Below are 18,667 nucleotides of genomic sequence, written 5' to 3'. Positions count from 1 at the left end.
AGGCACCCCTGGTTTCGCTGCGGTGCGTCAGAAGTTACTTAAAACTCGACGATCGGCTTGAAGCCGCCAAAGAACATCCGCTTGCCGTCGAAGGGAAGGTTCTTGGGGTCGGCGAAGGCCGCAAGCCTAGGATCTTCCATCACTTTCTTCATGATGCGGTCGCGGTCCCGGCGGTTCTTGTAGACGATCCAGGAGAACACGACCACCTCGTCCGGCTTGAGCTTCACGGACTGGGGAAAGGACGTGACCTTGCCCGGCTTCACGTCGTCCCCCACGCACTCGGAATAGGCGATTGCCCCGTACTCCATCCAGATCTTGCCGGCCAGGCGGGCCATCTTCTTGTATTCGCCCAACCGGGCGGCGGGAACCGGAGCCACAAAACCGTCGACGTAACTCATGACGACCCTCCTCGCGTGGATGTCGCGCGAGAGTCGCCAATACCATGCCCTTTCGCAACACCTGTCGCGGACAGGGTCAGCCCGCGGCGTCGGCCTGCTCGAGCACCACGGCCACCGCGTGGATCACCGAAGCGATGCGCACCGCGCTCTGGATCGCCTGCACGCTGATGCCGCCTTCGCGCAGGACGCGGTCGTGCGAATCGATGCACATGCCGCAACCGTTCACCGCCGACACCGCAAGGGACACGAGTTCGAAGTCGTTCTTCGCATCGCCCTTGTAGCCGCCGATCACGTTCATGCGCAGCTTCGCCGGCAGGGTCTCGTATTCCGGATGGCTCACGAGGTGCTGGAAGCGGTAGTAGATGTTGTTCATGCCCATGATCGCGGCAGAACCCTTGGCGGCCGTGAGCTGCTCCGGCGTGGCGTGTTCCGCGGCGAACGCGGCGACGGCCTCGGTCAGCGGCTTGAAGCGCGCGGCATAGGCCGAACCCAGGGCGACCATGGCGATCTGGGCCATGTTGAGGCCCGGCGCGCCTGCTTCGGTCAGCACCGTGTCGAGGTTCAACTTGAGATCTTTCGCGTATTCGGGGAGTTTGCTGCGCAGGTCGGCGACGCTCATGGATGCACCTTTGTCTTCTGATTTGAGGAATAGGGGCACGGAATGTCTCGGCGCCGGCGGCACCGGTTCACGTGGGAACGCGAAGGGCGTGTATCGGAAGAGGGGGCGGTGAAGCAAGCTTCACCGCCGGGTTGCCCACGCCGCGCGTGAGGGAGGGGGACGCGGCGTGGGACTTTGACTTGTCTTAGGCGACCTTCAGGGTCTCGTCGCCGGCCTTCCAGTTGCAGGCGCACAGCTCGTCGGTCTGCAGGGCGTCGAGGACGCGCAGCACTTCGTCCGGGTTACGGCCGACGGAACCGGCGGTCACGTACACGAACTGGATTTCGCCGTTCGGATCGACGAGGAAGGTGGCGCGCTGGGCAACGCCTTCGCTCGTGAGGATACCGAGCGCACGGCAGAGATCCTTGTTGATGTCAGCCAGCATCGGGAACGTGAGGTCCTTCAGGTCGGCATGGTCCATGCGCCAGGCGCGGTGGACGAACTCGGAGTCGGTCGACACGGCCAGGATCTGGCAATCGCGGTCGGCGAACTTCTCGTTGAGGTCGCTGAAGCCCTTGATCTCGGTCGGGCAGACGAAGGTGAAGTCCTTCGGGTACGAGAAGACCAGCTTCCACTTGCCCTCATAGGACTTGTCCGTCACGTCGACGAAGGCGTCCTCGATCTTGTTGGCGAGCGGGCCACCGGCCACGGCCTTCAGGTTGAACTGGGGGAACTTGTCGCCAATGCTCAGCATTTAGACTCTCCGTTGAGGGGTTGGGTGAACTTCTGCTACCAAGCTTACCGGCCTGGTACACATATTCCAAATCGATTGTAGGCATGAATGTGATAGGCTGCACCTATCACGAGCTCCTGCGAGGCAGCCACCATGAACCTCCGCGACCTGTCCTATCTCGTCGCGCTGGCGGAGTATCGCCATTTCGGCCGGGCGGCCGAAGCGAGCTTCGTCAGCCAGCCCACCCTCTCCACCCAGATTCGCAAGCTCGAGGACGAGCTGGGCGTGGCGCTGGTGGAACGTACACCACGGAAAGTCCTGCTGACGGAAACGGGACGTGAAATCGCCCGGAGGGCGCGCGGCGTGCTTTCGCAGGTCGAAGAGATCAAGTCGATCGCCCAGCGCACGCGCGACCCGGAATCCGGCACCATCCGCCTCGGCATCTTCCCCACGCTGGGCCCGTACCTGCTGCCGCACGTGATCCCGCACCTCCGCGAGCGCTTTCCCCGGCTCGAGCTTCTGCTGCGCGAGGAAAAAACCGAGCAGGTGCTGCACATGCTGCGCGAGGGCACGCTGGATGCCGGCATCCTGGCCCTGCCGGTGCACGACGATTCCCTGCACACCGAGTTCCTTTTCGAGGAGCCCTTCGTGCTGGCCGTGCCCGGCGGCCATCCCCTGGCCTCCCGAACCAGGCTGCGCATGGAAGACCTGGCCGACCAGGACCTGCTGCTGTTGGAGGACGGCCATTGCCTGCGCGACCAGGCCCTCGAGGTCTGCCACCTCGCCGGTGCCGGCGAGAAGTCCGGCTTCCGCGCCACCAGCCTGGAAACGCTGCGGCAGATGGTGTCGGCGAACGTGGGCATCACGCTCCTGCCCGCGCTGGCGGTGAAACCCCCGATCGCGCAATCGCCGAACGTGCAGCTCGTGGAATTCCAGGCCCCGGCGCCCAGCCGGCGCATCGCCATGCTGTGGCGGAAGAGTTCCGCGATGACGCCATTCTTCGAGGCGCTGGCCGAGGTGATCCGCGACGTTCCCGCCGACCTCCTGAGCACGCACGGTTGCGCCGCGGGTCAACCGGGCGCGGGCACAGCCGTTGCCCTTCCCTCCCCCTGAACGGTTCCGCTGCCCGATGCGCGTCTGGATTGTCGTCCTGCTCCTGGTCTGTGCCTGGGGCGGTTATTCCTGGTGGCAGCACCGGCCCCTGCACCACCGGCCCGGCGTCCTCGCCGCGGAGGTGCCCGACCAGGAACCTGTCAGGAGCGGCACCACGCTGAGCCGCGGACACTTCACCCTGAGTCCGCGCGCCACGTTCGCCATGACGGGCCGGGTGTTGTCCCGCGAGGACTACCAGCTCGACGACCTGGCCCCGATCGCACCGACCGACCTGGCGATGGGCTGGGGCCGCATGTCCGACAACGCGGTGCTTGACCGCATCCGCATCTCGCAGTCGAACCGCTTCTACTACTGGTACACGGACCAGTTCCCGATTCCCCGCCACGAGATCGAGGATTCGAGCGCGAACATGCACATGATTCCGGCCAACGACGAAGCGGCCCGCGCCTTGCGCGGCGTTCGCCCGGGCGAGGTCATCCACGTGGAAGGCTTCCTCGTGGACGTGAAACGCGATGATGGCTGGTACTGGAACACCTCGCTGACGCGCGAAGACACGGGTGCCGGCGGATGCGAGATCGTGCTGGTCGAAAGCCTGCGGGATGAAGCCGTCGTCGCCCAGTAGCGGTTTCGCCGTCGCGGGATCAGTACCGAAGCAGCACGTGCAGCGGCACCTCGGCCGGCCAGCGGGCGCGCCCGTTGAGGCCGGCCAGCTCGATCGCCACGCTGGCGCCGACGACTTCCGCGCCGAGCCGCTCGACCAGCCGGCGCGCGGCCTCGAGCGTGCCGCCGGTGGCGAGCACGTCGTCCACGACCACCACCTTCTCGCCGGGAGCGACGGCATGCGTGCCGATCTCCAGGCGGTCGAGCCCGTACTCCAGGCCGTAGTCGACCCCGACCACCGGCGGCGGCAGCTTGCCGGCCTTGCGCAGCGGCACGAACCCGGCGCCGAGCGCCCGGGCCATGGCCGCACCGAAGATGAAGCCGCGCGATTCGATGCCACAGACGGCGCCGATGTCGCTGCCGCGCCACGGTTCGCACAGCGCGTCGATGCAATCCGCGAATGCGGCCGCGTCAGCGAGCAGCGGCGTGATGTCCTTGAACACAATGCCGGGGCGCGGGAAGTCCGGCACGTCACGGACGAGGTCGAGAATGGCCTGCATGGGGTTCCTGGAGAGGTGGAGCCAGGGATGCTCTGAACAGAGCATCCCTCGCGATCAGGCCGGCATGGTAACCGTACCGAAGTCGTCGTCGGAGGCGGCCGCCGCGCGGGCCTCGGCCAGTTGGGCGTCTACCTGGCGCACGATACCTTCCGCCGCTTCGGCGGCGGCTTCCGGAACCATCACGGCCAGGAAGTCGCGCGCGGGCAGCTGGCCTACCGCGCCGGTGAGGAACTCACCCGCGATGAACGCCGGGATCTCCGCACGCTCGAGCGCATCCTTCACCAGATGGGCGTCGATGAGGGATTCGGCGTGATAAGCGATGCGCATGGCAGCACGCTACCCCGCCGACAGGGCGCTCGGCAAGCTCCCTGGGGTAAACTCGGCGTTTTGCCGCGCCCCACCTTCGAGCCCCTCGCGATGTCGACCGAAACGCCCGTCCTGCAGCAGCACTTCATCCGCCAGATCGTCCGCGACGACCTCGCCTCCGGAAAGCATGCGCAGATCCGCACGCGGTTCCCGCCCGAGCCGAACGGCTACCTGCACCTGGGCCATGCCAAGTCCATCTGCCTCAACTACGGTCTTGCCGCCGAGTTCGGCGGCGTGTGCAACCTGCGCTTCGACGACACCAACCCGTCGAAGGAAGACTTGGAGTTCGTCGAGGCCATCCAGCGCGACGTGAAGTGGCTGGGCTTCGACTGGGCGGAACTCCGCCACGCCTCCGACTATTTCGAGGTGTTCTATCGCTCGGCGCTCAAGCTGATCCGCCTCGGCGTCGCCTACGTCGACGACCTCAGTGCCGAGGAAGTGCGCGAATACCGAGGCACGCTGACGGAACCGGGCCGCAATTCGCCGTACCGCGACCGCAGCGTGGAAGAAAACCTCGACCTGTTCCAGCGCATGCGCGCCGGCGAGTTCGCCGACGGCAGCAAGACCCTGCGCGCGAAGATCGACATGGCGTCGGGCAACATCAACCTGCGCGATCCGGCCCTGTATCGCATCCGCAAGGTGCACCACCAGAACACCGGCGATGCGTGGCCCATCTATCCGATGTACGACTTCGCGCATTCGCTGTCCGATGCGCTGGAAGGCATCACGCATTCCCTGTGCACGCTTGAATTCGAAGACCATCGTCCGTTGTACGACTGGTGCGTGGACAAGGTAGATCTCGCCAACGATCCGGCATTGTGGGAACCCCTGGTGCAGGCCGGCCTGCCGACCTCGCCAAGCAAGCCTCGCCAGATCGAGTTCTCGCGCGGCAACCTCAACTACACCGTGATGAGCAAGCGCAAGCTCATCACGCTGGTGTCCGAGAACCTCGTCGACGGCTGGGACGATCCCCGCATGCCCACGATCGCCGGTGTGCGCCGCCGCGGCTTCACGCCCGCGGGCATCCGCCTGTTCTGGGAGCGCATCGGGGTCAGCAAGCAGAACAGCACGATCGACATGAGCGTGCTCGAGGGCGCCGTGCGCGAAGACCTCGACGGCACGGCACCGCGCCGGCTCGCCGTCATCGATCCGCTGAAGCTCGTGATCACCAATCTCGACGAGACCCATGCCGAGACGCTCACGTTCCCGAACCATCCGAAGGACGAGTCCTTCGGCAGCCGCAGCGTGCCGTTCTCGCGCGAACTGTGGATCGAGCGCGAGGATTTCGCCGAAGTGCCGCCGAAGGGCTTCCATCGCCTCAAGCCGGAAGGCGAGGTGCGCCTGCGCGGCGTCGGCATCGTGCGCTGCGACGAAGTGGTGAAGGACGCCGATGGGCAGGTGACGGAACTGCGCTGCACCCTCGACACGGAAACGCGTACGGGTATGCCAGGCTCCGATCGCAAGGTGAAGGGCACCATCCACTGGGTGAGCGCGCGCGACGCCGTGCCCGCGATCATCCGCCTGTACGACCGCCTGTTCGACGTCACCGACCCGGATGACGACAGCGACGGCAAGACGTACAAGGACCACATCAATCCGCACTCGCGCCGCATCGCGCACGGTTACGTGGAACCGGCGGCCGCTGCCGCCGTTCACGAAGACCGCATGCAGTTCGAGCGCCTCGGCTATTTCGTGGCCGACATGCACGACCACACGCACGCCGCACCCGTGTTCAACCGCGTGGTAACGCTGCGCGACTCCTGGGCGAAGCAGGCCTGATGTTGTACGCACAGGTGCATCTCACCCTTCCCGCCTGGGTGCACGAGGCGGTGAACACCTCGGTGGACTATGCCGGGGACGAAGCCAAGGTGGGCCTGGCCATCGAGTTGTCCGGGCTCAATGTCGACCTGGGCACCGGTGGCCCGTTCGGCGCTGTCGTGTTCGACGGCAACGACCGCATCGTCGCGGTGGGCGTGAACCGGGTGGTGCCGCACAACTGCTCGGCTGCGCATGCCGAGATGATGGCGTACATGACGGCCCAGCAGCGCCTGCAACGGTTCCGGCTCAACGAGGACGGCAACCGCTTCGTCCTCGCGACCAGTTCCCAGCCCTGCTGCCAGTGCTTCGGCGCCACGGTCTGGGCGGGCATCGACGAATTGCTGATCGGCGCGCGCGCCGAGGATGTGGAAACACTCACGCCGTTCGACGAAGGCCCCCTGCCCGAGGACTGGGTGGGCGAACTGGAGCGCCGCGGCATCGCCGTGCGACGCGACATCCGCCGCGACGAAGCGTGCGACGTGCTGCGCCGCTACGGCGAGTCGGGCGCGGCGTATTGAGCCTGGGCCGCCTCCGGTGAACAGCCGTTGGCGTGCCCTGCTGCCGCTGGGCGTGCTGCTCCTGGGCGGCGTGGCCCTGTTTGCGAGCGGCACGTTCGACCGCTTCGAACCACACCGGCTGCTTGCCGACGAAGGGCACCTGCGCACCGCCATAGCGGCCCATCCGTTCGCGGCGCGGTTCCTTTACTCGGGCCTGCTGGCCCTGGCCATCGCCACCGGCGTGCCGGGCACCATCGTGATCGTGCTTGCCGGCGGCCTCCTGTTCGGCGCGGTGGAAGGCACGGCACTGTCGTCTGTATCGCTGGTGCTCGGCTCGCTGGCGCTCTACCTCGCCAGCCGCCATGCATTCGCCGCGGGGCGCCGCGCGCCGCCGGCACTGGCGCAACGGCTGCGCGCGCGATTCGCCACCCATCCGGTCACCTATACGCTCGCGCTCCGCTTCGTTCCCGTGGTGCCCCTCGGCGCCATGACCGTGGCGCTGGCATGGCTGCGCTGCCCGCTGTGGCTGTTCGTCGGGGCCACCTGGCTCGGCGGCACGGTGTCGCTGTTCGTGGAGAGTTCCGTTGGCGCGGGACTGGGCGAGACCTTCGCCGCGGGCCAGCCGGTCAGCGCGGCCGGGTTGCTCGACCAGCGCATTCTGCTGCCGCTCGCCGCCTTCGCCGTCCTGACGGTGCTGCCGCTGGTGGTGCGGACGCTGGCCGCGCGCCTCCGCCGCCGCACCTGACACCCGTTCCAGCCGATCTGCGCTAGGCTAATGCCTCGCGCCGCCCTGGAGGGGCCGCGCAAGGGGAAAGCCGTAATGAGCGACGTATCGACTCCATGGTTGGAAAAGGTCTGGCGACGCACCTCGCTCGTGCAGCGCCTGACCTGTGTCGCCCTGGTGCCCACCGCCATCAGCGCCGTGCTCCTGGTCACGCTGCTCACGCGGCACCAGATGGACACCCTGCACGAGATGGGCCGGTCGACGGCGGATGCCATCGCGCAGCAGGCCGCCACCGTTTCCGGCGACGCGCTCCGCACCGGCGAACGGCGCGAGTTGGGTCGGATCGCCCAATCCATCGTGCAGTTGCCGCAGGTGTCGCGCGTGCGCATCAGCGACCGCGACGGCGAGATCGTCGCCGACCGCGTGAACGGCTCCATCGCGAACGGGGACGACGACAGCCTCACGGTCGCCCGCGAGATCCTCGACCCGCTCACGCGCCGCGCGGTGGGCTCGGTCATCGTGGACGTGAGCGTGGAGGATGCCATCGCCGCGCAGCGCGCCAGCGTGCACAACGCACTGGTGTGGCTGGCGCTGAGCCTGCTCATCGCGGTGATGATCGGCTGGTCCACGGCGCGCTGGCTGAGCGCACCGCTGCGCAATCTCGCCATCGCGGTGCGCCAGTTGGGTCTTGGCGACCGCACGGTCGTCGTCCCCGTCACCGACGACACGGAAATCGGCGACCTGCAACGTGGCTTCAACGGCGCGGCCTCCAAACTGCTGCACGCGCAGATCGGCATGGAACGCGAGATCGCCACCGCCACCGATGAACTGGCGCGCAAGAACGCGGCGCTGGAGGCGGCCAGTGTGGCCAAGGCCCGTTTCCTCGCGGCCGCCTCGCACGACCTGCGCCAGCCGCTGTACGCGCTGACCCTGTTCTCGTCGGGGCTCGCGGTAGACGAATACGACCCGGTGCGGCTCAACCGCATCGCGCACATCCAGGAATGCGTGGAGTCGCTCGACCACCTCTTCGGCGAACTCCTCGACCTCTCCCGTCTCGAAACCGGCGCGATGCCGGCGGCGATCCGTGACGTGCCGCTGGACGAGGTGTTCGAGGACGTGAGCGTGAACTTCCGCATGGTGGCGGAGCAGCACGACCTGCGCCTCGTGGTCCGCACCACGCGCCTGTGGGTCCGTTCGGACCGCACGATGCTCGCCCGCATCCTCAACAACCTGGTGAGCAACGCGCTGCGCTACACGCGCTGCGGCGGCGTGCTGGTGGGTGCCCGGCGCCGGCTGGACGGCACCGTGCGCGTGGACGTGTGGGACACCGGCCTCGGCATCGCCAAGGAGCACGTCCAGCACATCTTCGACGAGTTCTACCGCGTGGAGGGAGGGCCGGATACCGGCCGTCCGGAAGGCACCCGCCGCGGCCTCGGCCTCGGCCTGTCCACGGTGCAGAAGCTTGCGGGGCTGCTGGGCACCCGCGCCTCGGTCCGGTCCCGGCCGGGAAAGGGCACGCTTTTCTCGATCGTCCTGCCGGAAGTGCAACCCGGCATGATGGAAATTCCGCCGACGCCGCCCCCGGATCCGGGCATTCCCCGCGACATCGTGGGCATGCGCGTGCTCGTGATCGACGACGAGCCGACCATCCTCGCCGGTATCAGCTACCTGCTCGGGAGCTGGGGTTGCGAGGTCATGACGGCCGAAGACGCCCAGCAGGCCATGGAGGCCGTGCACCAATGGATGCAGCCGCCCGACATCGTCATATCGGACCTTCGCCTGCGGGAGGGCACGGGGCTGGACGTGATCGCGCTCCTGGACCGTTATTACCGCCGCCGCCCCGGTGACCCGCCGCCGTTCGCGCGCGTATTGATCACGGGCGAGACGCGAGGCGAATTCCTGAACCATGTCGACCAGACGGACACCCAGGTGCTGTTCAAGCCGGTTTCGCCCGAGCGCCTGCACGAAGTAATGGTTTCCGCGTGGACTGTCCATCGGGCAGCCGTCTGAGCCGTATGGCCTGCTTGCCCACCGAGGCGCGTAGGGCTATGGTCCGCTCAACGGGGTGGCTCGCACGCCTGGCGGGCGGAGGAAAGGCATGCGTGTTCTGATCGCGGACGATCATCGACTCATCATCGAGGGCGTGAAGCTCAAGCTTCGCGAACTGGGCGACGATGTCGAGTTCGTCGAAGCCGAAACCATCAAGGAGCTCCAACGGCGGCTGGAGGAATCCCCTCTGCCCGATGTGGCCCTGATCGACATGGCCATGCCGGGAGCCGACGGCGTCGAGCACATCAAGAACGCCGTGAAGGCCCTGGGCGGCTCCGACGACGACGGCGCGGCGCGCGGGCGCCCGGTCGTCGTGCTTTCCGGCACGGAAGACCCCTCTGCGATCCGCCACGTGCTGGACCTCGGCGTGCAGGGCTACATTCCCAAATCTTCGCCGCCCGACGTGATCCTCAACGCCGTCCGCCTGGTCATCGGCGGTGGCATCTATGTGCCGCCCGAGGCCATGAAGTCGGCCGCCGCCACCGTGGCGCCCACGTTCGCGCTGTCGCACGGCAATGACGGGCTGACCACCAAGGAGCGTCTGGCCACGGTACTCACCGACCGCCAGATCGACGTCCTGAAGCTCCTGGCAAAGGGACGGCCGAACAAGCTCATCGCGCGCGAACTGCAGATCAGCGAAGGCACGGTCAAGATCCACCTGGCCGCGATCTTCCGTGCCCTGCACGTACGCAACCGGCTCGAGGCGCTGGTCGCCGCCCAGCACCTCGGCGACTGACGATGCGCGCGTGGCTGGCCGCCTGGCTGGTCTTCGCGCTCGCCGCCGCGCCCGTCGCTGCCACGTCGCAGGGCGACGTCGACCCGAGCGCTCCGCTCACGTTCGGCATCCTCCCCATCGGCGGCCCCGCGGAATCGCTGGAAGCGTGGCGGCCGATGCTCGACGATCTGCACAAGGCGATCGGCCGACCGGTGCGCGCCGTGTCGGTCACCACCTATGAGGGCATCGCCCAGGCCATCAGCGAACAGCGGGTGGACATCGCCTTCCTCTCCGGACGCCTCGCGCTCGACGCCGTAACCCAGCAGAACATGCAGGTGGTCGGGCGACTGACCCGCGGCGACGGGTCGCGCGGTTATCGCGCCGTGCTGTTGGTGGCGGCGGATTCGCGCCTGCGTAGCCTGGACCAGCTTTTCGCCCACCCCGGTAAATGGCGCTACGCCCGCGGCGAGGCGCTGTCCGTGTCGGGTTACCTGGTGCCGGAAACGCAGTTGTTCGCCGCGCGGGGCGTGGATTCGGACACGTTCTTCGCCAGCGTGCACGTGGACAACCACCAGAACAACGCCCTCGCCGTGAGCAACGGCGAAGTGGACGTGGCCACCAACAACACTGCGGACCTGGAACGCTTCCAGCAGCATTTTCCGGAGCAGTACGCGCGCCTGCGCATCCTCTGGACTTCGTCGCTCATCCCGCATGCGGTGATCGTCATCCGCAACGACCTGCCCCAGGCATTGCGTGCGCAGGTGGCCGCCTTCATCACCGGTTACGGCAAAGGCAAGGACGGCGCGCGCGAGGAAGCGAACCTGAAGCGGATCCACGACATCAGCGGCTTCGCTCCCGCGGACAACGCCGACCTCATTCCGTTCGCCGACATCGAATATGCGCTGGAGCAACGGCGCGCCACAAGCGCGCAATGGGTAAGCGAAGGCGCGCGCGACGCAAGGTTCCGCAAGATTCGCGTCGACCATGACAGCCTCGTCGCCCGCCTTCGCGAGAAGTGATAGGCCGAACGACATAGGCCGCCGGGGTTAGCTCCCCTTGTCTATCGCGTGGCCGTGCCGCGTTGCATAAATTCCGTCATGAGACCAAGTGCCACAAGGCCCCTCATGACCGTGTCATTGCGATCGCCAGGAAGGCCTGCACCCCTGCGAAGGCAGCTGATCCTCAAAGGACTGCTGCCGACGACGGTCGTCGCGCTCGCCATGGCCGGCGCCCTCGGCGTGCTGCACATGCGCGCAGCGGACGCGGAGGCCCATGCGGTGGCGCGCATACAGGCAGCGCGCATTGCCGCCGCGGTGGCCGACGCGAGCAACGACGATGCGATCCGCGATGCGCTGAGCCGGGCACTTCTCCGTACCGCGCCGACGCAACGGGCGATCCTGCATCGCGACCTTGCCGGCGACATCATGGTGGACAGCGGCCGCCGCCTTGCGCCGAAAAACCAGTTGCGCACATGGATGAGCACCGAAGACGGCGAGCTGGAAACCGTGAGCGATGCGTCCGCGCTGCACGAACGGCACGTCGCGGGCCTCCTGATGACGTTGCTCCTGTGTGGTGGCATCGTCTGGCTGTTCACCATCGCACGCCGCGGCCTCGAGCATGACATCGTGGCACCGGTGGAAAACCTGCGGGCACGCATCGATCGCTTCCTCCATCCGCGCGGCGCGCAGGCATCGCCGGATGACGATGTGCTGCATGCCATCGATTCGCTGCTCGACGAGCTCGTGGAATTGCGCGCACGCCACGACGCAGCCATGGCCGAGGCACTGCGTCAGCGCCTGCAGGACATCGCCAGGCATACACGCTTCGTCGAACAGGTGGGCGACCATTTCCGCCAGCCTCTCCAGGCGCTCGCGCTCTTCGTCGCCGGCATGCAGCCCGGCGACGACCTGCGCCAGCGCGCGGTCCTGGGGCAGATGCGCAGCAGCCTCACCCGGCTGAACGAACTGCTGGACGGCCTGCTCGAGATGGCGAGGTTCGATGCAGGCGCGGTGGAACCGGCACCGGTCGACGTCATCGCCTCGGACCTCTACGTGCGCGGACGCGCCGCGATCGAGGCAGACGCCGCCCGTCTCGGCGTGGACGTGCGCTGGCGGGGCGGGCGCCTGCCCCTGCACGTCGATCCGGTGCTGTTCGGCGAGTTGCTGCACAAGCTGGTTTCGAATGCGGTCCTCAGCACGCCGCATGGCCGCGTGCTCGTGGCCGTTCGCCGCCGCGGACGCGCCATCAGGCTGGAAGTGCGCGACAACGGCATGGGCCTCGACCCGGGCGTGCAGGCGCGAGTGTTCGAGGACTTCACGCGGCTGCCCGGGCATCCCGGCTATGGCCTGGCGCTCGCCGTCGCCCGCCGCATCGCCGACACGCTGGGAGGCCGCATCGGCATCCGTTCGAGTCCCGGCCGCGGCACCCTCTTCTGGGCCGAATTCGATGGGGCGGCCGTGCTCCCCGCAGCGAAGTCGCCGGCCGAACTGCACTGGCATCCGGCCTGGTAGGCGCGCCGGGGCCCTGTCACGCGCGCAAGGACCAGCGTATCGTTGGCGGCAGACGGAACCCGCTTCGAGGAACACGGCCGTGGCGAGCATCAACTGGTCGGATACGGCGCCCATCGTGGCGTTCCTCGGCGTGTTCGCCGGCGCCATCGGACTTCCCGTTCCCGCCATGCCCACCCTCATCGTGGTCGGCAGCACGCTGGTGGCGGCACGCGATCCCCTCCTGATCATCGGCACCTTCATGGCGGCACTGGCCGGCGCCTTCCTCGGCGATGCCGCCTGGTTCCTGACGGGCCGCCGCTTCGGCTATCGCGTGCTGGACGGCCTCTGCCGCATCTCGCTCTCGCCCGACACCTGCGTGCGGCGCGCGAGCGGCTTCTTCGAGAAGCGCGGCGTGAAGCTCCTGCTGGTTTCACGCTTCATCCCCGGGCTCTCGCTGGTGGCCATTCCCATCGCGGGTGCCGGCGATACGCGCTTCTCGCGCTTCACGATGTACGACCTCCTCGGCGCCGCCTTGTGGATCGTCGTGGGCCTGTCCGCCGGCATGCTGTTCTACCGGCAGATCGACGCGGTCCTCGCATTGCTCAAGGAGTTCGGCATCGGCATGTTCGCCGTGGCCGCCATCGGCCTCGCGCTGTGGATCGGCTTCCGCTACGCACGCCGCGCGCTGCTGCTCACTCGCCTGCGCAAGAGCCGTATCTCCGTGGACGAGTTGTCGCGCCTGCTCGCGAACGAACCCGGCGCGCTCATCGTCGACGTGCGCTCGGCGATAAGCCGCCGCGACGACCCGTACGTGATCCCCGGCTCCCGGCTGTTCGACCTGGCGACCGCCGACCAGGAGCTCGCCACCCTGCCCCGGCACAGCGCCCTCGTGATCTACTGCTCGTGCCCCAACGAGGTGTCCGCCGCAAAGGTGGCGGAACGCCTGAGCAAGCTCGGGTTCTCGAACGTCCGCCCCCTCACCGGCGGCCTCGGCGCCTGGCGCGACGCGGGCGGCGACGTGGAAGCGATCGTCCTCACGACCTGAACCGAACGTCCTTTCGGGTTGTGCCGCCCGCCGCCGCCTCGTAAACTTGCCGGTTCTCGCGTTTGGGTCGTTAGCTCAGTTGGTAGAGCAGCGGACTTTTAATCCGTAGGTCGCCGGTTCGAATCCGGCACGACCCACCATTCGCTCTCGCATCAAGCGCCCATCTCTGACAGCGATTGAGCACTTTTCTCAAGACCGTCAAGCCTTCCTCCAGGTAAAGTCGACCTCGGTCCACTCGAGGGAACACGATGAACATCGAATCCGGCAACGGCATCGGCCATTCTTCCGAGGCGCTGAACGCGAACCTGCGCCAGGCGGACGAGGCGTCGCTGCGCGAGATGCTCGCCGTGCTTTCCGAGCGGATGCGACACCTCGCCACGAGGTCCGAAGTGCGCGAAGTGGCGGGACGGGTCGCCGTTGTCGAGGAGCGCATGTCGCACATGGCCACGAAGGCCTGGGTGCTGAGCGGCTTTGCCGCTGTACTCGTGGCGGTGCTCGGCGGTTTCTGGTGGATCGTACAGCAGTACCTGTCGCCGCTGCTGCGCGCGGCGAGCTGATGATCGTGCTCCCCGCCCGTACGCCTGACACGCCCCTCGCCAGGCTCCCCGCCTGAGCAGCGCTAGCGCGCGTAGCGCGTCGGGTCCGGCACGCCGGCCTTGGCGAACCCTTCGGCACGCAGGCGGCAGGCGTCGCAATGACCGCATGCGCGGCCCTCGGCATCGGCCTGGTAGCAGCTGACCGTCGCCGCGAAATCCACACCCAGGCGCATGCCTTCGCGCACGATATCGCCTTTGCCCATCTGCATCAGCGGCGCATGAATGCGAATGCCCGCGCCTTCCACGCCCGCCTTGGTGGCGACGTTGGCGAGCGATTGGAACGCCTCGATGAAGGCGGGACGGCAGTCGGGATAGCCGGAGTAATCCACGGCGTTGACGCCGCAGAAGATGTCGTTCGAGCCGAGCACTTCCGCCCACCCGAGCGCGATCGAAAGCATGATGGTGTTGCGCGCCGGCACGTACGTGACCGGAATGCCTTCGCCGCCGTCTTCCGGTACGTCGATATCGGCAGTGAGCGCCGAGCCGCCGATGCTGCGCAGGTCGACGTGCACGGTCTTGTGCACCACGGCGCCGAGCATGGTCGCCACGCGCTCGGACGCTTCCAGTTCCGAACTATGCCGCTGCCCATAGGCGACGCTCAGCGCATACACCTCGAAACCCTGCTCGCGTGCCATGGCAATCGTCACGGCAGAGTCCATGCCGCCGGACACGAGGATGACGGCCTTGCGGGAAGCGTTCGAAGCGTTCATGTGCATTACCTTGGAATCAATGACCCGCTGCGTCGTTCCACAGCAGTTTGTGCAGTTGGAGCTGGAACCGCACGGGCAGGCGCTCGGCGAGGATCCACTCGGCCAGCTCGCGCGGCTCGACCTTGGACCACACGGGCGAGAACAGGACCATCGCCTTGCGATCGAGCGCGCGTTCGCGCACGACATCGCGCGACCATTCGAAGTCGGCGCGGCTCGCGATCACGAACTTCACCTGGTCGTGCGGCAGCAGATGGTCCAGATTGCTCCACAGGTTGCGTCCGCTCTCGCCGGAATCCGGTGCCTTGAGGTCCATCACCTTGCGCACGCGCGGATCGACCAGGGACACATCGAGCGCGCCGGATGTCTCCAGCGACACTTCGTAGCCCGCGTCGCACAACTTGCGCAGGAGGATGAGGCAACGCTTCTGTGCCAGGGGCTCGCCGCCGGTGACACAGACATGGTGTGCGCCGTGGCTGGCGACCTCCGCGAGGATCGCGTCGATGTCGTGCCACTGGCCGCCATGGAAGGAATATTCCGTGTCGCACCAGACGCAGCGCAACGGGCAGCCGGTCAGGCGAACGAAAACAGTGGGCCAGCCGATGGCATCGGCTTCGCCCTGTACGGAGTGGAATATCTCGGTGATGCGCAGCCGCTCCCGGACGGGCGAGGCCGGCGAGACGTCCGCCGGCGTTGCGGTGCTGCCGTTCATGGGATCAGTTGGCCGTCTGGCGCTGCAGGCGGCGCAGGCGTTCCTGTGCGAGGCCGGCGGCCTTCGTGCCCGGATACTTGGCGGTGACCTGCTTGAGCGTGGCGATGGCCGCGTCCTGCTGCTTCAGTTCGATCTGGCAGTAGCCGACCTTGAGCAGGCCGTCGGACACCTTGTCGCTCTGCGGGTACTGCTTCACGAGGCGCTGGAAGGCCTCGATGGCCACCGGGTAGTTCATGGTGACGTAGTACGACTCGCCCAGCCAGTAATAGGCGTTCGGCGCCAGCGGGCTGTCGGGGTACTTGACGAGGAAGTCGCGGAAGCCGCGCGAGGCGCTGACGTAGTCGCCGGCGCGCAGCGACTTGAAGGCGGCGTCATAGGCAGCCTGCTGGTCGGGGTCCGCGTGGATCGGTGCGGCGCCGGCGGGTGCCTGGGCCGATGCTGCCGCACTGGCGGCTGCGGCCTGCGCTGCCGCCGGGGCGGCCGAAGGAGCGGAAGGGCCTGGCGCGCTGGCCGGGGCGGCGGGTTGCTGGCCCTGTGGCGCCCCACCCTTCTCTATACGGCCCAGTCGCGAATCGATGTCCGCGTACTGCGCCTTCTGGGAATCCTGGAGTTGCTGGTTCTGGTGCTGCAGTTCTTCGATCTGGCCCTGCAGCTGTGACAGCTGCTGCTGCAGATCGTTGACCTGGTTCACCAGCGACGTAGTGCCGGCCTGCGCCTGCGACTGCTGCTCCAGCCGCGACACACGGTCGGCGAGGCTGAGGCGGGTGTCCTGGGCGGCGGCAGGCAGTGCAAAAAGCGTGGCGGACGCGATTGCGCCCGCCACGCCAAGCCTGGCCATGTAACTGGTAGCCAGAGTCTTCTTCATTACTTACTTCGCGGTGTAGACGATCTCAACGCGACGGTTCTTCGACCAGCAGTCTTCGTTGTGCTCACGGCAGGTCGGCTTTTCCTTGCCGTAGCTGGTCACGTTGACCTGGCCAGCCGAACCACCAGCAGCCTGGAGGGCGCTGGAGACGGCATTGCCGCGGCGCTCGCCGAGGCCCAGGTTGTACTCGCGGGTGCCGCGCTCGTCGGTGTTACCCTCGAGGGTCATGGCCGACTGCGGACGGTCCTGCAGGTACTTGGCGTGGCAGGCGATGATCTGCTGGAACTCCGGCTTGACATCATTCTTGTCGAAGTCGAAGTACACGACGCGCTGACGCAGGCAAGCGTCGGTGTCGAGATCGGACGGCTGGTACTTGCCGTCGCTGGTCGGGGCCTGGGTCTGGGCGACCGGCTGCTGTTCCGGCATGGGAGCCGGCTTGGTGTTCTTCTTCGAGCACGCGGCGGCGCCAACGCAGAGCAGGGCAGCCAGGGTGACGGTAACGGTCTTATTCATGGGACGTTCCTTCAACAGTTGAGTTCCGACAGTCGGTTTTCGGTTTCGGGACAGGCACCGCCGGTTGTCCGGCTGTTTTTCTACTTACATCTACGCCGACGGGGCGCTGTCCCGCACCCGGCGTCTTCGCTCCGGCAGGTACCCATGGGCACTTGCCGAAAAACCTTTGGCCCGCGGAAAAGGCGCGGCCAGGCCGCGCCCCTCCCTGGACGTTGCCGATGTCGCCGCCCGGCAGGGCGCGCCATCAGCGCTGTCGATAGGGTCCCCAAGACGGCTCACGCACGTCGCCGTCGGACAGGACGAGACGCTGACGCACGAGGCCATCGGCTGAAACCGCATACAGGACGCCGCGCGTACCCTGCGATGCCGCATAGAGCAGCATGCTGGCATTGGGCGCGAAGCTGGGCGAATCGTCCACGTTACCCGGGGAAACGAAACGCACCTGGCCACCCAGACTACGGTCCATGATGGCGATACGATACACGTTCCCGTTGCCCTGCACCATCGCAATCTGCTTGCCGTCGTAGCTTACCGAGGCGCTGGCGTTGAAGCCGCCCTGGAAGGTAAGCCGCTGGGCCGAGCCGCCCGAGGCCGACATCTGGTAGAGCTGCGGCTTGCCCGAGCGGTCGGAGGTGAAGATGATGCTCTGGCCGTCCGGCGTGAAGGTGGGTTCGGTGTCGATGGCGAAGTTGTTGGTCACCCGGGTTTCCGTCCGGCTGGCCACGTCGATGACGAAGATTTCAGGGTTGCCCACGTACGAGAGGCTGACCGCGAGCTTGCTGCCGTCGGGCGACCACGCCGGGGCGCTGTTGATGCCACGCGGGTGCGAGGCGATCAGGCTGCGCGAGCCCGTCGAGATGTTCTGCACGTACACCTGCGAGTTGCCGCTCTCGAAGGAGACATAGGCGATCTTGCTGCCGTCCGGCGACCAGGCCGGACCCAGCAGCGACTCGCGCGAGCGGGCCACGACCTGCGGGTTGTAGCCGTCCGAGTCCGCCACGATGAGCGAATAGGTGGTGTTGTTACCCACGCCCACCGCCGTGATGTAGGCGATGCGGGTCCAGAAGGCACCGCGCACGCCGGTGATCTTTTCGTAGATCTGGTCGGCGATCTGGTGCGCGACGCCGCGGAGGTCGCCGGCAGGGGCGGTGAACGACTGCGCGAGCAGGCTCTGCTGGCGGTTCACGTCCCACAGTTCGTATTCCACCTTGAGCATGCCGCCGCCGGCGTCGCTGATGCGGCCGATGGTCAGGTAGTCCTGCTTGAGCAGGCGCCAGGTGGCAAACTTGATGTCCGAGCCCTGGGACGGCGTCTCGACGATGTCGTTCTTCTCCAGGGAGCGGAACTTGCCCGAGCGGTTGAAATCGGCCCGGATGACGTCGGCCACGTCGGTCTGCAGCGGCGCGCCGCCTGCCTGGGCGAACGGGACGACGGCGATGGGAATGGCCGTTTTCAGCCCGCCGACGATTTCCACGTTGAGCGACTGGGCGGCGGCCGGACCCGCCACGAGGGCGGCCAGCGCGGCCAGGAGGAGGACGAGACGGGAAAGCGTTCTGCGCATGGGCGGAT

At 67.2% G+C, this 18,667-nt stretch carries 21 protein-coding genes and 1 tRNA gene; 12 read left to right on the top strand and 10 right to left on the bottom strand.

The features are described 5' to 3' along the window. Window positions 1–38: 38 nt before the first annotated feature. The 3 genes from ACPYOD_RS11810 to ACPYOD_RS11800 form a co-directional block, all read right to left on the bottom strand. Window positions 39–398, bottom strand: a complete 360-nt coding sequence (locus tag ACPYOD_RS11810; protein WP_481301926.1) for a DUF1428 domain-containing protein — start codon at window positions 396–398, stop codon at window positions 39–41. Window positions 399–474: 76 nt separating this feature from the next. After that, a complete protein-coding gene (locus ACPYOD_RS11805) occupies window positions 475–1,017 on the bottom strand; it encodes a carboxymuconolactone decarboxylase family protein (protein ID WP_481301925.1) in 543 nt (180 codons plus the stop codon). A 184-nt stretch (window positions 1,018–1,201) separates the two neighbouring features. Beyond that, window positions 1,202–1,750 (bottom strand): peroxiredoxin, encoded by a 549-nt coding sequence (locus ACPYOD_RS11800; protein ID WP_413624141.1) that lies wholly within the window; start codon window positions 1,748–1,750, stop codon window positions 1,202–1,204. 132 nt (window positions 1,751–1,882) lie between these two features. On the opposite strand from ACPYOD_RS11800, the gene oxyR reads away from it, so the two are divergent. Both oxyR and ACPYOD_RS11790 read left to right on the top strand, forming a co-directional pair. Then, on the top strand, window positions 1,883–2,842 hold the full coding sequence (oxyR, locus tag ACPYOD_RS11795; protein WP_481301924.1) for a DNA-binding transcriptional regulator OxyR: 960 nt from the start codon (window positions 1,883–1,885) through the stop codon (window positions 2,840–2,842). Window positions 2,843–2,858: 16 nt separating this feature from the next. Continuing rightward, window positions 2,859–3,464: a hypothetical protein gene (locus tag ACPYOD_RS11790; RefSeq protein ID WP_481301923.1), complete on the top strand. Its 606-nt coding sequence runs from the start codon at window positions 2,859–2,861 to the stop codon at window positions 3,462–3,464. 19 nt (window positions 3,465–3,483) lie between these two features. On the opposite strand, the gene ACPYOD_RS11785 is transcribed toward ACPYOD_RS11790, so the two are convergent. Next, window positions 3,484–4,002, bottom strand: a complete 519-nt coding sequence (locus tag ACPYOD_RS11785) for an adenine phosphoribosyltransferase (protein ID WP_481301922.1) — start codon at window positions 4,000–4,002, stop codon at window positions 3,484–3,486. A gap of 54 nt (window positions 4,003–4,056) precedes the next feature. After that, the gene (locus ACPYOD_RS11780) at window positions 4,057–4,329 is read right to left on the bottom strand and encodes a putative signal transducing protein (protein ID WP_481301921.1); all 273 of its coding nucleotides are present in this window, start codon (window positions 4,327–4,329) and stop codon (window positions 4,057–4,059) included. 90 nt (window positions 4,330–4,419) lie between these two features. Here ACPYOD_RS11780 and ACPYOD_RS11775 point away from each other — a divergent pair, with 90 nt between their 5' ends. From ACPYOD_RS11775 to ACPYOD_RS11730, 10 genes are all read left to right on the top strand, one after another. Then, a complete protein-coding gene (locus ACPYOD_RS11775; RefSeq protein WP_481301920.1) occupies window positions 4,420–6,147 on the top strand; it encodes a glutamine--tRNA ligase/YqeY domain fusion protein in 1,728 nt (575 codons plus the stop codon). Further along, a complete protein-coding gene (locus ACPYOD_RS11770) occupies window positions 6,147–6,704 on the top strand; it encodes a nucleoside deaminase (RefSeq protein WP_481301919.1) in 558 nt (185 codons plus the stop codon). Before ACPYOD_RS11775 ends, ACPYOD_RS11770 begins: the two co-directional genes overlap by 1 nt. A gap of 16 nt (window positions 6,705–6,720) precedes the next feature. Next, window positions 6,721–7,428: a TVP38/TMEM64 family protein gene (locus ACPYOD_RS11765; protein ID WP_481301918.1), complete on the top strand. Its 708-nt coding sequence runs from the start codon at window positions 6,721–6,723 to the stop codon at window positions 7,426–7,428. A gap of 75 nt (window positions 7,429–7,503) precedes the next feature. After that, complete coding sequence (locus ACPYOD_RS11760; RefSeq protein WP_481301917.1) at window positions 7,504–9,417, top strand: ATP-binding response regulator; 1,914 nt, start codon at window positions 7,504–7,506, stop codon at window positions 9,415–9,417. A gap of 88 nt (window positions 9,418–9,505) precedes the next feature. Then, entirely contained in the window at window positions 9,506–10,192 is a 687-nt protein-coding gene (locus tag ACPYOD_RS11755) for a LuxR C-terminal-related transcriptional regulator (protein WP_481301916.1), read from the top strand. 2 nt (window positions 10,193–10,194) lie between these two features. Beyond that, a complete protein-coding gene (gene phnD / locus ACPYOD_RS11750) occupies window positions 10,195–11,190 on the top strand; it encodes a phosphate/phosphite/phosphonate ABC transporter substrate-binding protein (RefSeq protein ID WP_481301915.1) in 996 nt (331 codons plus the stop codon). A 105-nt stretch (window positions 11,191–11,295) separates the two neighbouring features. Next, window positions 11,296–12,681 carry a sensor histidine kinase gene (locus ACPYOD_RS11745; RefSeq protein WP_481301914.1) on the top strand — a complete coding sequence of 462 codons (1,386 nt, stop codon included), beginning with the start codon at window positions 11,296–11,298 and terminating at the stop codon, window positions 12,679–12,681. A gap of 79 nt (window positions 12,682–12,760) precedes the next feature. Beyond that, on the top strand, window positions 12,761–13,705 hold the full coding sequence (locus ACPYOD_RS11740) for a DedA family protein/thiosulfate sulfurtransferase GlpE (RefSeq protein WP_481301913.1): 945 nt from the start codon (window positions 12,761–12,763) through the stop codon (window positions 13,703–13,705). A 64-nt stretch (window positions 13,706–13,769) separates the two neighbouring features. Next, window positions 13,770–13,845 (top strand) — tRNA-Lys (locus ACPYOD_RS11735). 108 nt (window positions 13,846–13,953) lie between these two features. Next, on the top strand, window positions 13,954–14,262 hold the full coding sequence (locus ACPYOD_RS11730) for a hypothetical protein (protein ID WP_481301912.1): 309 nt from the start codon (window positions 13,954–13,956) through the stop codon (window positions 14,260–14,262). 62 nt (window positions 14,263–14,324) lie between these two features. On the opposite strand, the gene queC is transcribed toward ACPYOD_RS11730, so the two are convergent. From queC to tolB, 5 genes are all read right to left on the bottom strand, one after another. Beyond that, window positions 14,325–15,011: a 7-cyano-7-deazaguanine synthase QueC gene (queC, locus tag ACPYOD_RS11725; RefSeq protein WP_481301911.1), complete on the bottom strand. Its 687-nt coding sequence runs from the start codon at window positions 15,009–15,011 to the stop codon at window positions 14,325–14,327. 16 nt (window positions 15,012–15,027) lie between these two features. Continuing rightward, window positions 15,028–15,720 (bottom strand): 7-carboxy-7-deazaguanine synthase QueE, encoded by a 693-nt coding sequence (gene queE / locus ACPYOD_RS11720; protein WP_481301910.1) that lies wholly within the window; start codon window positions 15,718–15,720, stop codon window positions 15,028–15,030. A 4-nt stretch (window positions 15,721–15,724) separates the two neighbouring features. After that, the gene (gene ybgF, locus ACPYOD_RS11715; protein WP_481301909.1) at window positions 15,725–16,585 is read right to left on the bottom strand and encodes a tol-pal system protein YbgF; all 861 of its coding nucleotides are present in this window, start codon (window positions 16,583–16,585) and stop codon (window positions 15,725–15,727) included. Between the two features lie 3 nt (window positions 16,586–16,588). Then, window positions 16,589–17,098 (bottom strand): peptidoglycan-associated lipoprotein Pal, encoded by a 510-nt coding sequence (gene pal, locus ACPYOD_RS11710; RefSeq protein WP_481301908.1) that lies wholly within the window; start codon window positions 17,096–17,098, stop codon window positions 16,589–16,591. Between the two features lie 244 nt (window positions 17,099–17,342). Then, window positions 17,343–18,659: a Tol-Pal system beta propeller repeat protein TolB gene (gene tolB, locus ACPYOD_RS11705; protein ID WP_481301907.1), complete on the bottom strand. Its 1,317-nt coding sequence runs from the start codon at window positions 18,657–18,659 to the stop codon at window positions 17,343–17,345. Window positions 18,660–18,667: the final 8 nt, after the last annotated feature.

The organism is Luteibacter sp. HAY1-4A, from assembly GCF_056755355.1.
This window is presented reverse-complemented; position numbering and strand designations above follow the sequence as displayed.

Bases quoted from the DNA above. Each gene is read 5' to 3' on its own strand.
- ACPYOD_RS11810 (WP_481301926.1), bottom strand. From the start codon at position 398: ATGAGTTACGTCGACGGTTTTGTGGCTCCGGTTCCCGCCGCCCGGTTG.
- ACPYOD_RS11805 (WP_481301925.1), bottom strand. From the start codon at position 1,017: ATGAGCGTCGCCGACCTGCGCAGCAAACTCCCCGAATACGCGAAAGAT.
- ACPYOD_RS11800 (WP_413624141.1), bottom strand. From the start codon at position 1,750: ATGCTGAGCATTGGCGACAAGTTCCCCCAGTTCAACCTGAAGGCCGTG.
- oxyR (WP_481301924.1), top strand. From the start codon at position 1,883: ATGAACCTCCGCGACCTGTCCTATCTCGTCGCGCTGGCGGAGTATCGC.
- ACPYOD_RS11790 (WP_481301923.1), top strand. From the start codon at position 2,859: ATGCGCGTCTGGATTGTCGTCCTGCTCCTGGTCTGTGCCTGGGGCGGT.
- ACPYOD_RS11785 (WP_481301922.1), bottom strand. From the start codon at position 4,002: ATGCAGGCCATTCTCGACCTCGTCCGTGACGTGCCGGACTTCCCGCGC.
- ACPYOD_RS11780 (WP_481301921.1), bottom strand. From the start codon at position 4,329: ATGCGCATCGCTTATCACGCCGAATCCCTCATCGACGCCCATCTGGTG.
- ACPYOD_RS11775 (WP_481301920.1), top strand. From the start codon at position 4,420: ATGTCGACCGAAACGCCCGTCCTGCAGCAGCACTTCATCCGCCAGATC.
- ACPYOD_RS11770 (WP_481301919.1), top strand. From the start codon at position 6,147: ATGTTGTACGCACAGGTGCATCTCACCCTTCCCGCCTGGGTGCACGAG.
- ACPYOD_RS11760 (WP_481301917.1), top strand. From the start codon at position 7,504: ATGAGCGACGTATCGACTCCATGGTTGGAAAAGGTCTGGCGACGCACC.
- ACPYOD_RS11755 (WP_481301916.1), top strand. From the start codon at position 9,506: ATGCGTGTTCTGATCGCGGACGATCATCGACTCATCATCGAGGGCGTG.
- phnD (WP_481301915.1), top strand. From the start codon at position 10,195: ATGCGCGCGTGGCTGGCCGCCTGGCTGGTCTTCGCGCTCGCCGCCGCG.
- ACPYOD_RS11745 (WP_481301914.1), top strand. From the start codon at position 11,296: ATGACCGTGTCATTGCGATCGCCAGGAAGGCCTGCACCCCTGCGAAGG.
- ACPYOD_RS11730 (WP_481301912.1), top strand. From the start codon at position 13,954: ATGAACATCGAATCCGGCAACGGCATCGGCCATTCTTCCGAGGCGCTG.
- queC (WP_481301911.1), bottom strand. From the start codon at position 15,011: ATGAACGCTTCGAACGCTTCCCGCAAGGCCGTCATCCTCGTGTCCGGC.
- queE (WP_481301910.1), bottom strand. From the start codon at position 15,720: ATGAACGGCAGCACCGCAACGCCGGCGGACGTCTCGCCGGCCTCGCCC.
- ybgF (WP_481301909.1), bottom strand. From the start codon at position 16,585: ATGAAGAAGACTCTGGCTACCAGTTACATGGCCAGGCTTGGCGTGGCG.
- pal (WP_481301908.1), bottom strand. From the start codon at position 17,098: ATGAATAAGACCGTTACCGTCACCCTGGCTGCCCTGCTCTGCGTTGGC.
- tolB (WP_481301907.1), bottom strand. From the start codon at position 18,659: ATGCGCAGAACGCTTTCCCGTCTCGTCCTCCTCCTGGCCGCGCTGGCC.